Annotated in this window: 14 protein-coding genes; 12 read left to right on the top strand and 2 right to left on the bottom strand. The window is 63.1% G+C overall.

Features of this window, described 5'->3' with window-relative positions; genetic code table 11:
* Nucleotides 1-148 precede the first annotated feature (148 nt).
* The 5 genes from U1763_RS18050 (at nt 149) to U1763_RS18030 (ending at nt 3697) form a co-directional block, all read left to right on the top strand.
* Nucleotides 149-565 (top strand): (R)-mandelonitrile lyase, encoded by a 417-nt coding sequence (locus tag U1763_RS18050; protein WP_332756325.1) that lies wholly within the window; start codon nt 149-151, stop codon nt 563-565.
* A gap of 62 nt (nt 566-627) precedes the next feature.
* Nucleotides 628-1827, top strand: a complete 1200-nt coding sequence (locus tag U1763_RS18045; RefSeq protein WP_332756324.1) for an MFS transporter — start codon at nt 628-630, stop codon at nt 1825-1827.
* Nucleotides 1828-1909: 82 nt separating this feature from the next.
* Nucleotides 1910-2371, top strand: a complete 462-nt coding sequence (locus U1763_RS18040) for a (R)-mandelonitrile lyase (RefSeq protein WP_332756323.1) — start codon at nt 1910-1912, stop codon at nt 2369-2371.
* Nucleotides 2372-2440: 69 nt separating this feature from the next.
* Nucleotides 2441-2761: a carboxymuconolactone decarboxylase family protein gene (locus U1763_RS18035; RefSeq protein WP_332756322.1), complete on the top strand. Its 321-nt coding sequence runs from the start codon at nt 2441-2443 to the stop codon at nt 2759-2761.
* 177 nt (nt 2762-2938) lie between these two features.
* Entirely contained in the window at nt 2939-3697 is a 759-nt protein-coding gene (locus tag U1763_RS18030) for a carboxymuconolactone decarboxylase family protein (protein ID WP_332756321.1), read from the top strand.
* 14 nt (nt 3698-3711) lie between these two features.
* On the opposite strand, the gene U1763_RS18025 is transcribed toward U1763_RS18030, so the two are convergent.
* Nucleotides 3712-4608: a LysR family transcriptional regulator gene (locus U1763_RS18025; RefSeq protein WP_332756320.1), complete on the bottom strand. Its 897-nt coding sequence runs from the start codon at nt 4606-4608 to the stop codon at nt 3712-3714.
* A 286-nt stretch (nt 4609-4894) separates the two neighbouring features.
* Between U1763_RS18025 and U1763_RS18020 the strand changes: the two genes are divergently transcribed.
* Both U1763_RS18020 and U1763_RS18015 read left to right on the top strand, forming a co-directional pair.
* A complete protein-coding gene (locus U1763_RS18020; protein WP_332756319.1) occupies nt 4895-5461 on the top strand; it encodes an isochorismatase family protein in 567 nt (188 codons plus the stop codon).
* A 41-nt stretch (nt 5462-5502) separates the two neighbouring features.
* A complete protein-coding gene (locus U1763_RS18015; RefSeq protein WP_332756318.1) occupies nt 5503-6264 on the top strand; it encodes an SDR family NAD(P)-dependent oxidoreductase in 762 nt (253 codons plus the stop codon).
* Nucleotides 6265-6325: 61 nt separating this feature from the next.
* Here the strand turns inward: U1763_RS18015 and U1763_RS18010 are convergent, their stop codons facing one another.
* Nucleotides 6326-7861: a cation:proton antiporter gene (locus tag U1763_RS18010; RefSeq protein WP_332756317.1), complete on the bottom strand. Its 1536-nt coding sequence runs from the start codon at nt 7859-7861 to the stop codon at nt 6326-6328.
* 248 nt (nt 7862-8109) lie between these two features.
* Between U1763_RS18010 and U1763_RS18005 the strand changes: the two genes are divergently transcribed.
* The 5 genes from U1763_RS18005 (at nt 8110) to U1763_RS17985 (ending at nt 13072) form a co-directional block, all read left to right on the top strand.
* Nucleotides 8110-8868: a glucose 1-dehydrogenase gene (locus U1763_RS18005; RefSeq protein ID WP_332756316.1), complete on the top strand. Its 759-nt coding sequence runs from the start codon at nt 8110-8112 to the stop codon at nt 8866-8868.
* Nucleotides 8869-9155: 287 nt separating this feature from the next.
* Entirely contained in the window at nt 9156-10388 is a 1233-nt protein-coding gene (locus U1763_RS18000; RefSeq protein ID WP_332756315.1) for an MFS transporter, read from the top strand.
* The gene (locus U1763_RS17995; protein WP_332756314.1) at nt 10385-11503 is read left to right on the top strand and encodes an XdhC family protein; all 1119 of its coding nucleotides are present in this window, start codon (nt 10385-10387) and stop codon (nt 11501-11503) included. Before U1763_RS18000 ends, U1763_RS17995 begins: the two co-directional genes overlap by 4 nt.
* Nucleotides 11487-12125, top strand: a complete 639-nt coding sequence (gene paoA, locus U1763_RS17990) for an aldehyde dehydrogenase iron-sulfur subunit PaoA (protein WP_332756313.1) — start codon at nt 11487-11489, stop codon at nt 12123-12125. The genes U1763_RS17995 and paoA overlap by 17 nt, the downstream gene beginning before the upstream one ends.
* Complete coding sequence (locus U1763_RS17985) at nt 12122-13072, top strand: FAD binding domain-containing protein (protein ID WP_332756312.1); 951 nt, start codon at nt 12122-12124, stop codon at nt 13070-13072. Before paoA ends, U1763_RS17985 begins: the two co-directional genes overlap by 4 nt.
* The last annotated feature ends 4 nt before the right edge of the window (nt 13073-13076 follow it).

Below are 13076 nucleotides of genomic sequence, written 5' to 3'. Positions count from 1 at the left end.
GCTTCCGAAACGATCCTACGTCGCCTCCAGTCGCTACCGCCTCGATGGCTTACTGCTGAGCATCCCTCAACATCGCTTGGACATGGATGCGGGTACGCGGGCCCAGTTGCCGGCCGTATATCCAATGCATCAAGTTCAGGAGACGATCATGCAGAAGATCATTCGTAATGGTTCGCAACCATCCGCACAGGGCCCGGCCGAGTATTTCACCGGAACGGTCCGGCTCGACACCATGTTCGCCGCCGACGAGCCCGGCCGAGCAACAGGCGCAATCGTGACCTTCGAACCCGGAGCGCGGTCGCACTGGCACACGCATCCGCTCGGGCAGCAGTTGCTGATCCTGACGGGTGTGGGCTGGACGCAGTGCGAGGGCGGACCACGAACGGAAGTCCGCGCCGGAGACGTCGTCGTCTGCGGTTGCAACAAGCGCCACTGGCACGGGGCAAGCGCAAAAGTCGCCGTGTCTCACCTCACGGTCGCTGAAATGCTCGATGGTCGGAACGTGGACTGGATGGAGCCGGTCACGGACGAACAATATGAAGCAGGCGAGCTGGTTACCGATTGATCGGCCACCCTCGAGATCCGCGCGGGCTGATCCTGCGGGACCCCACGACAAGGAAATCCCACATGAACAGTCCCACGCGGATGTCCGGTGCCATGACGCTGCTGTTCGCCGTCGCCGGCGGTGCCGCGGTCAGCAACCTTTACTGGGCTCAACCCCTCCTCGCGCAGATTGCGGAGTCGCTGGGCGTTCCTGTGGGTCGTGCCGGCCTGCTGGTGACGATGACGCAGCTCGGCTATGCGCTCGGCGTCCTGCTGATCGTCCCGCTTGGCGACATGCTCGACCGGCGTCGCCTGATCCCCGCCATCATTCTGGCGTCGGCCGTCGCGCTGGCGGGATGCGCGCTGGCGCCATCTTTCGGTACCCTTCTGCTGGCGCTTGCCGCGGTCGGCATGACCACTGTCGCCGGCCAGCTCCTTACCCCGCTCGCCGGTGATCTTGCTGCGAGCGATCAGCGCGGGAAGGTCGTGGGAACCGTCGCGTCGGGCCTGCTGATCGGCATTCTGCTGTCGCGCACGATCAGCGGACTGGTCGCCGATCTGTTCGGATGGCGGGCCGTCTTCGTGCTCGCGTTGGCGCTGACCCTGGTCGTCGGACTGCTCGTCGCGCGCTATGTGCCATCGGACGCGCGACGCCCACGTGTGCCCTATTTCCGGCTCGTCGGTTCGGTCTTCGGCATCGTCCGTTCCCACCCGCCGGTCCAGGTCATCATGGCCCTGGGCGTGATAACGTTTGCCGTGTTCACGATGTTCTGGACCGCCATCACGTTCCTGCTCAGCGCTCCGCCGTTCAACTATGGCGTTACCGCAATCGGCGCGACCAGCCTCGTCGGTCTCGCCGGTGCGGTCGCGGCGCAGCGTGCCGGGAAACTCTATGACCAGGGTCATTCCGTCGTGCTGAAAGGCGCCGGTCTGGCAACTGTCCTGCTCGGTCTCGCGATCGCCGCGGCCGGCACGACGTCGATCGTCCTGCTGCTTGTCGCAGCACTCCTCGTCAGCGCCGCCATCCAGGTCGTGAACGTCCTGAACCAGACGCGCATCTTCGAGGTCGATCCGGCCAGCAGGAGCCGTCTGAACACCGCGTTCGTGGTCGGCAACTTCCTCGGCGGCGCGGTTGGATCCGCGCTGGCAGGTCTGTTGTGGACGAACGGCGGCTGGCTTGCCGTTACCGCGGTGGAGGCCGGGCTGACACTCGCAGGGCTTCTGATCTGGTACCTCGGGCGCCGCCTGCTTGCGCCCACCCGCCTCGCCGGGACGGAAGGCTGACCATTACCTGTCGGAATGCAGGCACCGCCACGACGTGCCCGTATCCCGGCAACGAAGACTAGCAACAACCCAGGAGAAAATGATGAAACGCCATCTGATTGCCGCCATGCTGCTCTGCGTTGCGCCCGCCGTGCAAGCACAGGAAATCGTTCGTGCCGGCACCGTTGAGCCGCAACCCGGACCAGCCGAATCCTTCACCGGGCCGGTCACGGTGCGGATGCTCACAAAGCCCACACCACCGGGTCAGGCTGGAACGTCCATCGTCACCTTCCAGGCCGGTGCACGAAGCAATTGGCACACCCACCCGGCTGGCCAGACCCTTTATGTGACGGAAGGATGCGGCTGGACGCAGGAAGAGGGCGGCGCCGTCACCCGGATCTGCAAGGGCGATACCCTCCACGCCAAACCGGGGACCAAGCACTGGCACGGTGCCACGGACAAGACCCGCATGGCCCATCTCGCCATCTCCGAGACCCATGACGGGCGCAACGTCGACTGGCTGGAGCCTGTCAGTGCCGCACAATATCACGGCCCTGCCCGGTAGGCTGCGCAGCGTTCAAATAACGGTGGCGAACATCCCGCCACGAGCAACCCCATTTGCAAAGGAACAGGCATGACTGACGAACCAACCAACGCCCGCAAAACGTTCGGCGACATCGCACCCAAGCTCGCCGAGATCAGCGACAAGGTGCTCTTCGGAGATGTATGGCGCGACGAAACTTTGTCCCCGCGTGACCGCAGCCTCGTAACGATCACCAGTCTCGTGTCGCAATATCGGCACAACGAACTGGGCCATCATGTGAAGCTTGGTCTGGAAAACGGGCTGACTCGGGACGAGATCATCGCCGCAGTCACCCAAATTGCCTTCTACTCCGGTTGGCCGACCGCGATGACGGCGCTGGGGGAAATCCGAACTGCGTTCGAAGACGCCTGACGACTTGCGCTTCGTCGCTGGGCTGTTGTGATCGTGCGCGATGCCCCGCGGGCGCAGAATGGCCATGTCGGAGCGCCAAGCATCGTCCTGTGCCCCGTCGACAGAGTCCCTCCCCTCCCGTCTCGACCTCGCGACTATCGAGGCGTGGTCGATCGGCGCATATGTAAAGGACCCGACATGCGGTTTAATCTCCTTGTCCTTCTCGGTACCGTAACGGCGACGGTGGCTTCTGCGCAAAGCGTCGAACCAGAAGCGCCCGAGCCGATGCGCCGCGCAGCACCGGCGCTTGCCGCATTCACAGACGATCTGCTGCTGGCTGATGTCTGGAAACGGCCTGGTCTGTCACCGCGGGACCGAAGCCTCGTAACAATTACCGCCCTCATCGCGACGGGCAAACGCGAGCAGTTGGGGGGCCATTTATCGCTCGCGCTGGACAATGGCGTAACGGCCGCAGAAATCGGCGGTGTGATCACACACCTGGCGTTCTATACCGGGTGGCCAAACGCCGTCTCCGCCTGCGAGGTCGCGGACGCTGTCTTTAAGACACGGCGTATCCCCGCATCATCGCTGCAATCCACCCGTACGGCCTTGATACCGACGCCCGCGAGCGATGCTGCGAGGGCAAAGAACGTGGACCAGACGGTCACACCGATCTCGCCGTCCTTGGCGCAACTGACCAACGGTCCATTGTTCGGCGACCTCTGGCGACGCAGCGATCTGGCCCCTCGGGACCGCAGCCTCGTGACGATCGTTGCACTTACGGCAAACGGCGATGCCGATCAGCTCGGCTTTCACCTTAGCCGCGGAATCGAGAACGGCCTGACCCGGGCGCAACTCGGAGAGGCGATGGCACACCTCGCCTTCTACGCCGGGTGGCCAAAGGCCTTTTCCGGAACGACGGCCATCGGCAAGCTGGACTCGCCTGCCAAGCCTTGAGGCCGGATGGGCGCTCAGTTCCCTCTGAACCGCAAGGCGTCGAGAATGATCTTGAACGCCGGTGTCGCCTGCCGCCGACTGGGATAATACAGGTGATATCCTGCGAAAGGCTCCGCCCAGTCGGCAAGCACCTCTACCAAGCGCCCGCTATCGATTAACGGGCGAACTTGCGTGTCCGGTAGATGCGCGATGCCAAATCCCTCAAGTGTTGCCTCGAGTATGGACGTGATGCTGTTGAACGTCAGTTGACCATCGACCCGAACTTTAAGTTCCTTGCCGTTCTGCTCGAACTCCCAAACATAAAGACCACCATGTGTCGGCAGGCGAAGATTGATGCACCTGTGCTGGAGAAGGTCTTGGGGGTGTAGGGGTACCGGACTGTTCGTGAAATACGCCGGTGCCGCGACTGCTATCAAGCTCATTTCCGGACCAATCGGAACGGCGATCATGTCCTTTGCGATCGCATCACCTGCGCGAACGCCCGCATCAAAGCGTTCTACGACGATATCCGTCAGCCCGTTATCGATCACGATTTCGAGATGGATGTCGGGATACTCCCGCAGCGCCGAACGCAGCTTGGGCCAGAGGATAGACCGCGCCGCATGCTCGTCGGACGTTATACGCACGGTCCCGGCAGGCTTCCCCCGCACTTCGCTCAATAGTGACAACTGCGTATCAATCTCCTCGAACATCGGGGCGAGACTGAACAGAAAGCGCTCGCCCGCCTCGGTCGTAGTCACGCCGCGCGTGCTTCGTGTCAGGAGCCGCACGCCGAGCCTTTCCTCAAGGTTGCGCATGGCATGGCTGAGGGCAGAAGGCGTTACGCCCAGTTTTGCAGCAGCGCGCGTGAAGCTTTTCTCGGTACCAACCGCCACGAACGCGGCAAGGTCATTGAGATTGGTCCGCGACATTATTGAGCGATCCTCACGTCTAGGGGGGTCTAGCTTGAATGTAGCAGTGGAACGGAAGCATGCCTAGGCGGGGTCGGTCGCTACCCGCACGACCGAAAGCGCGGCGCAGCGCGATAGCCGGTTTGGGGACGTTGTGAGCAATGCTCACCACCGGATTGCACTCAACTCATAAAACTAAAGAGAGCGATGATTGTTTTTAGAACAGCAGCATCGAAGTGCTGCGTATTTCACGATTTCATGGGCGACCGTATCGCCGGGATGGTGACTTTCTAGAGAAAGACGTGCGATGCTTATAAATATGGAGGAGTGTCAGCTCTTATTTGTCCATCTTCAGGATGATATTCTGACATCCTGTACGCCGGACGAGAAGGCTCGGATTTGCCAGGCGGCCGGAAGTCTGGCCGAACTTGGTAGCTCGCTGGGTATTCCCATGACCTTCGGTTTGGTTCCGCCCGAGGAAGGACTGGCAAAACCGATCAAGGCTTTGCTGGGATATGCCAACGACGAGAACACTTTTCATCGGCAAGCTGCCAGCGTCTTCCTCGATCCCCCGTTGGCGGGCAGGCTTGATGCCAACCACCGCCCTACCCTGCTGATTGCAGGATACGCCACCGAGGTCGCTGTTCTACATGCCGCCCTGGACGCGTTGGCGACGACGTACAACGTCTACGTCGCAGTCGACTCAATCGGCGGAATGTCGCCGCGCACCGAGCGCGCTGCGCTCGATCAAATCACCCGCGCTGGCGGTGAGATAACGTCGGTTGCTTCCCTGCTGTCGATGCTCGCGCCGGATTTCGCGATCGAGCCGGGCAGTACCGCGCTCCGGATTATCAAATCGCTCGGCTCCCGCTGAACGCCTGAATCCCTTCATCCCCAAAGCAAGGATACTTTCTGATGACTGACTTCCACGACAAGATCATTCTCGTTTCCGGTGCCGCCAAAGGCATAGGCCTTGCAACCGCGCAGGCATTTGCCCGAGCGGGCGGAACCGTTGTGCTGGCCGACAAGGATGGCGACCTCGCTGCTGCCCGTGCAGCCGACATCGTAGCGGAGGGGGGCAAGGCTGACTCGCTTGCCGTCGATGTGGCGGTGCCGGACCAGGTCGAGCAAATGATCGCACGAGTGATCGACAATTACGGTCGTCTCGACATCGCGTTCAACAATGCCGGCTTCATCCTCGACATGACGCCGACGATCGACGTGACACTTGAAGACTGGGACCGCCTGATCGCAACCAACCTGCGCGGAACCTTTCTTGCCATGCAGGCAGAAATTAGAGTGATGCTGACGCAGGGAGAGGGCATCATCGTCAACTGCGCATCGATCGCGGGGTTGAAGGGGAGCCCAGGCGAGGGCCCCTATGCGGCGACCAAGCACGGCATGCTCGGATTCACCAAGTCCGCCGCCCTCGAATATGCGAAGCAGGGTCTTCGCATCAACGCGGTGTGCCCCGGGCAGATCGATACCCCGATGAACGATGGCCTCACCCACGGGGACAAGAAAAAGTCGGACGAAATGGTCGAGAAGACCCAGCCGATCGGGCGTATCGGCACGGCCGAGGAGATTGCCGACGCCGTTCTCTGGCTGGCAAGTCCGGGTGCAAAGTTCACGATCGGTATCGGCCTCTCCGTCGATGGCGGCCAATCGGCGATGTAGTCGTAAGGGTCACCGAACCAGCCTCCGCTGGTTCGGTGACCCCACGTCCTGTTGCCGCGGTCTAGTCGGCCTCGGACGGCCGTGAACTCAATTCGAGCCGGTCCAGTTCTTCCTCAACCGTCCTGTAGGCCTCGTCACCGATCGTGCCCTTGGCGCGCAACGTGTCAATGGCGCTACGTGCCGCCGGGATCACGCGCTGACGCAGGACATTGTCAGTGGATGCGCGTGGATCGTCGCCGGCACGGGCGAAGCCCAACGCTTCACCATATTCGCGGCGGAGCCGATCCGCAGCAGGGCCCGTATCCTCGCCCAGTGCCCGCAAGGTGGCATCCAACGCGCTTTCCCTCGCGGCCGTGACCTCGTCGGCGATGATGGTGTCTTCAGGAAATTGCAGCGCGCGCAGCAACGGCTTGAGCGTCAGCCCCTGGATCACCAGCGTTCCCAGCACGACGACGAACGCCGACAGGAGGATGAAGTCGCGATATGGGAAACCTTCCGGGATCGCGAGTGCTGCTGCCAGTGTGACGATTCCGCGCATGCCGGACCAGCCTACCAGGATGCCGCTTTTCACCGTCTCCGCCCAGGTTCGCGGGCCGTTACCGGTGACACGTGAAAGCCGGTGTGCAGCGCCATAGACCAACACCCAGGCGAGGCGCACGAGGACCACTACGGCCAGAATCGCCAGCGCGAACAGCGGATATGTCGTCAGTTCTGCGCTATCGAGCCGTTCCAGGATCGGCCGCAGCTGCAATCCGACCATCGTGAAGGCCAGCACGTTCAAAACCAGCGTCACGGTTTCCCACGTCGCGAACGACTGAACGCGCACGAACGTCGGCAGCGATGCCGAACTGCGCCTACCTGCCGTCAGGCCGAACACCACGATCGTCACCACACCCGACAGGTGCAGCCGCTCGGCCAAGATCCACACGCCGAACGTCGTCACGAACTGCAGGATCGTCGCGATCGCCGGATGCGCGATCGGTGCGGTCAGCCGCACGACGATCCTGGCGAGGACCCAGCCCACCACCACGCTGCCGATTGTCACAAGGCCGAACGCGGGCAGAACATCGGCGGGTCGAAACGCACCGACCGAGACGGCCGCGACCGCCAGATTGTAGATGAGCAGCGACGATGCGTCGTTTAGGAGGCTTTCACCCTCGAGGATGGCCCGGATGCGATGCGGCGGCGAGACGGCGCGCATGACCGCCAATGCTGCCACTGCATCGGGTGGTGCCAGTAATGCACCAAGCGCGATGGCAGCAGCCCATGGCATGTCCGGCAGAAACTGACGCACGACGCAGGCCACCACGATCGTCGTCAGCCCGACCGCTACGACCACCAGCGACAAGACGGGCCGCCAGTTCGCCCGCAGGTCGCGGAGCGATGTGTCGTGTGCCGCGTCGAGAAGAACCGGCGCAACGAAAAGGGCAAGGATCAGGTCCGGTGGCGGATCGAGCCGGGGGGTGCCCGGGATCAGCGCGACGGCGACCCCGCCCAGCGCCAGCAGGGTTGGGTATGGTACGCCCAGTCGCCCCGCCAGCAACGATAACAAGGCGGCGCCTAGAAGCAGCAGCAAGACGGTCTCGAACAGGATCAAGTGCCTTCTCCTTGGCGGCGAACGGGTGCCGATCCTAATTCTCGCTGACCCCCGCCGGCGACTGCGAGGGAAAGCAACGCCAGCAACACCGTGCCCGGTCCCGCCCCTGCATAGTGGATGAGGTGGGTAATGTTGGGATGAATGTTTCTCACTACTTCGTTGCGTAAGTCTTCTGAAACAGCGTCACCGAGACAGGGGTTATAACTGCGTGGGCAATTCGCCTTTTATTCCAATATCGAGGTACAAACATGTCAAGCCATGAGAAGCAATTCGCCGGTAAAGTCGCTTTTGTAACTGGCGCGGCGAGCGGCATTGGCCGCTCGACCGCTATCGCATTCGCTGAACACGGCGCCAATGTCGTGATCGTCGATCGTTCCGCCGATGCACTCGCCGAGACCGCCGCACAGGTCGATGCAGCTGGTGGAAGGGTCGAAATGATCGAGTGTGACACGTCGCAGCCCGAGGCTGTCGAAGCTGCAATCGGCAGGACCGTGGCGATCTTCGGCCGGCTCGATTTCGCTTTCAACAACGCAGGGGTCGAGAACACGCCGACGCCGCTGGCCGACATCGACCTTACCGAATGGGACCGGATTATCGGCATCAACCTGCGCGGCACTTTCGTGTGCATGAAGCACGAGATCGCGCAGATGTTGAAGCAGGGCGGCGGCGTCGTCATTAACAACTCGTCGGGTGCCGGCATCAAGGGCATCCCTGGCGGCAGCGCCTATGCAGCGTCGAAGCACGCAATCATCGGTGTCACCAAATCCGCCGCACTCGATTACGCAACCTCCAACATCCGCGTTAATGCGATCCTGCCTGGCAACATCGCCACGCCGATGATGGACCGCTTCACGGATGGCGATCTTCAAAAGGCGATAGATCAGGAACCGGTCGGTCGACTGGGAAAACCCGAAGAGATCGCAGGTGCCGTCATCTGGATGTGTTCAGACCTTGGCAGTTTCGTCACCGGTGCCTCGATCAGCGTGGATGGTGGCTGGTCGCTCTGAGCACCCGCTCACGCCATCGGCGGTGTCCTGCGTCCTTGCAGGCTTGAAACGGTGCAGACCAAGCGCCTTTTGCGTCACGTGGGACCAATCGGCGCTGACACGGTGTCATGAGCAAGTTTCATCATGGCATCAAATCAAGACCGAATTGTCGATCAGGCGCTCCCCGACTAAATCGACGTCTTCGCAGCCCGCTGTTCGTCCCCGAACTCGGTGAGGCGCGCGCGTCCGGACCGGCTACCCCCCTCCCCGGCCGGTCCGGGCGCATTCAACAGGACAGGAGAGCCGGTATGGCGAGCTTCACCGCGACCAATGCGAAAGATGGCGCCCTGGGCGTCGACGCTACATCGGCGCGCTGGAGCGCAGTCTACGCCATGGCCCTGTGCAGCTTCGTGCTCGTGGCGTCCGAGTTCATGCCGGTCAGCCTGCTGAGCCCGATCGCACACACCCTGCGTCTTACTGAAGGCCAGGCCGGTCAGGCGATCGCGATCTCCGGCATCTTCGCGGTAGCGACGAGCCTGTCGCTCGCCTCCGTTCTGGGCAAGCTCGACCGACGCATCGTACTGCTCGTCTTGACCGGAATGCTCGTGGTGTCTGGGGCTATCGTCGCGTTCGCCCCGAGCTATCTCATCTTCATGACGGGACGCGCGCTGCTGGGCATCGCCATCGGTGGGTTCTGGTCAATGTCTGCCGCGATCGCGATGCGGCTGGTACCAAGCACAGCGGTCCCCAAAGCGCTTGCCATCGTGAATGGGGGCAACGCGCTTGCCACCGTCGTCGCTGCGCCGCTCGGCAGCTTTCTGGGCAGCCTGATCGGCTGGCGCGGGGCATTTTTCTGCGTAGTGCCGGTAGCGGTCGCGGCGATCGTCTGGCAGGCGGTAACGCTGCCGCCGCTGCCCGTCGCCGAGCGTCAGACGGCCAAGGGCATGTTTGCGCTGCTACGTCGCCCCCCCGTCTTGTTCGGACTGGGAGCGGTCGCATTGCTGTTTGCCGGCCAGTTCGCGCTGTTCACCTATTTACGGCCATTCCTCGAGCAGGTGACGCATGTCGGTCCGGCGATGTTGTCGGTGATGCTGCTCATCCTCGGCGTATCCGGTTTCGTTGGCACCATCCTGATCGGTCGCGTGCTGAACAACGGGCTGCATCTGGCCCTGGCGGTCCTCCCGGCGCTGATGGCGTTGGCTGCCGTCGCACTGACCATGCTGGGCTCGTCCATCATCGCAACCGCGCTGCTGCTCGCCGTCTGGGGGTTTGCCGGGACGTCTGCGCCAGTGGCGTGGTGGACGTGGCTCGCGCGCATCGTGCCCGATGAAGCGGAAGCCGGTGGCGGCCTGATGGTCGCGATCGTCCAGCTCGCGATCACGCTGGGCGCCACGGTCGGCGGCGTTGTGTTCGATCGGGCCGGCGCCAACGTCGAGTTCCTAACCAGCGCCGGCATTCTAGGTCTCGCCGCGATCACCGCGTTCGCGGTGGGACGAATGCATGCCCGCCCTGCCGCGCACGGGATAGCGGCGCTCGCGTGAAACAGGCTCTCGCCATCCTCTACTTCCTGCGTGAGTGCGCCGGACGCGGAGAGCGTGCGGCGCTGGTGACGCTTACCGATGTCACGGGCAGCGCAGCGCGTGCGCCGGGCGAGCATATGGCCGTCGCCGAAAGCGGACAATCTGTCGGGTCGTTCTCCGGGGGCTGCGTGGAGGCGGCGGTGATCGCCGAGGCACAGGATGTTCTTTCCGAAGGTCGCGCGCGACACGTTCGTTTCGGTGATGGGTCACGCTACATCGACATCCGCTTGCCCTGTGGCGGCGGTATCGATCTGCTCTTCACGCCGGCTCCTGACCGCCAGCAAATCGATCGCGCTATCGCGCTGCTCGAACAGCGCGCCCCTGTTACGCTGCATCTGACTTTAGACGGAGGCCTGTGGGTTGCCGCTGCAGGTGAGGATGATCGCACGATGTGGCACGCTGCAATGTTCGCCGTGCGGCATGATCCAGGTCTCCGCCTGATCGTCATGGGGCACGGCTCTGAGCCGGCTGCGATGCTTGATATCGCTCGCGCCTACGGCGCTGACGTGATGCTGTTCAGTCCGCAAGCGTCCCTCATCCAAGAAGCGCGGGAGAAAGGGATCGCCGCTGACCTTCTCCGTTTCGTCGGCCGCGCACCGGGTTTGTCGGTCGACCCCTGGACCGCAGTGGTTGTGCTTTTTCACGACCATGACTGGGAAACCGAACTCCTGCTCCAGGTACTGCGACAAAATCCTTTCTTTGTCGGCGCGATGGGCAGCACGCGCACTCATGCGGAGCGTTCGCGTCGCCTTCTCGATGCAGGGTCCGCCCGGCACGACCTCGAGCGGATCATCGGGCCCGTCGGCCTTATAAAGGCTTCTCGCGACCCACAGACGCTCGCGCTGTCGATCATGGCGCAGGTGGTCGATGCGTATGAGACAATGATGATACGGAGCGCCCACGGCACGGCTGCGACCGCCATGAGAATTCCTCATCCCCCCGTTGAGTTACTCGCACCGTTCAATCCCGTTGTCGCTGCGTTATCACCATCGATAACAGGCGATGCACAGGAGACCGCCACCACGGTCGCGGGCTCTGCCAGAAAGGAAGACCAAGTTCATGCCGGGCAATTCTGAAGTAGAGCTTTCGCGGCGTGGGCTTCTGGCCGGCAGCGCGGCGACCGCGGCCATCGTCGCGTCACCAGTAGGAGCAGTAGCCATGGCCCCGTCGCAATCGGATGCCGCGCCGACCCTCCCGGTCCGCTTCAAGGTGAACGGAGAGCGACGCGAACTCAGCCTCGATCCGCGCACCACGCTGCTCGATGCGCTGCGTGAGCATCTGCACCTGACCGGTACCAAGAAGGGTTGCGATCACGGCCAGTGCGGAGCCTGCACGGTGATGGTGGACGGAGTCCGCATCAATTCGTGCCTCAGCCTCGCGGTGATGCACGAGGGCGACGAGATCACGACGATCGAGGGCCTCGGTACGCCGGACAAGTTGCACCCCATGCAGGCGGCGTTCGTGAAGCACGACGGCTATCAGTGCGGCTATTGCACGCCTGGACAGATCTGCTCTGCCGTCGCCGTCCTCGACGAGATCAAGCGCGGCGTTCCCAGCCATGTTCAGGACGACCTGACCGCGAAGCCGGTCGCGACGAACGTCGAGATGCGAGAGCGGATGAGCGGCAACATCTGCCGCTGCGGTGCCTATTCCAATATCGTGGAAGCGATGGCCGAAGTCGCGGGAGCAAAAGCATGAAGGCCTTCACTTACGAGCGCGCGAAGGATGCTAATGCAGCGGCGCGTGCCGTCGCCGCCAATCCGGCCGCAAAATTCATCGCTGGCGGGACCAACCTGCTCGATCTGATGAAGATCGAGGTCGAGGTGCCGACCCATCTGGTCGACGTCCAGGACCTGGGCTTCGACAAGATCGAGGCGACGCGCGACGGGGGGCTGCGTATCGGTGCGCTGGTTACCAATACGAACCTTGCCGCGGACGAGCGCGTTCGTCGCGACTATGGCGTGCTGACCCGCGCGATCGTCGCGGGCGCTTCGGGCCAGTTGCGCAACAAGGCGTCGACCGCGGGCAATCTGCTCCAGCGGACGCGGTGTCCCTATTTTTATGACACCAACATGGCGTGCAACAAGCGCAAGCCTGGCTCGGGCTGTGCCGCGATCGGCGGCTATTCACGCCAGCTGGGCGTCATAGGCGTCAGTGACAGCTGCATCGCGACCTTCCCAGGCGACATGGCGGTGGCGATGCGCGTACTCGATGCCGTGATCGAGACCGTCGATGCGACCGGTCAGCGTCGCTCGATCCCGATCGCGGACTTCCACCGGCTGTGGGGGGATAAGCCCGAGCAAGATACCGTGCTGAGGCAGGGCGAACTCATCACCGCGGTCACGCTGCCGAGGCCGCTGGGTGGCAAGCACTTCTACGAGAAGGTCCGTGATCGCGCGTCCTACGCCTATGCCCTGGTGTCGGTCGCAGCGGTGATCCAGCCCGACGGCACCGGGCGCGTCGCGTTCGGCGGGGTCGCGCCGAAGCCCTGGCGTGTCGAGGCGGCGGAGGCGCTGTTACCGCGCGGTGCCGCTGCGGTAACCGCACGTGCGTTCCAGGGCGCGACGCCAACGAAGGACAATGCCTTCAAGCTGCCGCTCGCAACCCGCGCGCTGGCCTCCGTCATTGCCGAAGCCAGGGCCTAGATCC

Source organism: Sphingomonas sorbitolis (genome assembly GCF_036663875.1).
Taxonomy (GTDB): domain Bacteria; phylum Pseudomonadota; class Alphaproteobacteria; order Sphingomonadales; family Sphingomonadaceae; genus Sphingomonas.
This window is presented reverse-complemented; position numbering and strand designations above follow the sequence as displayed.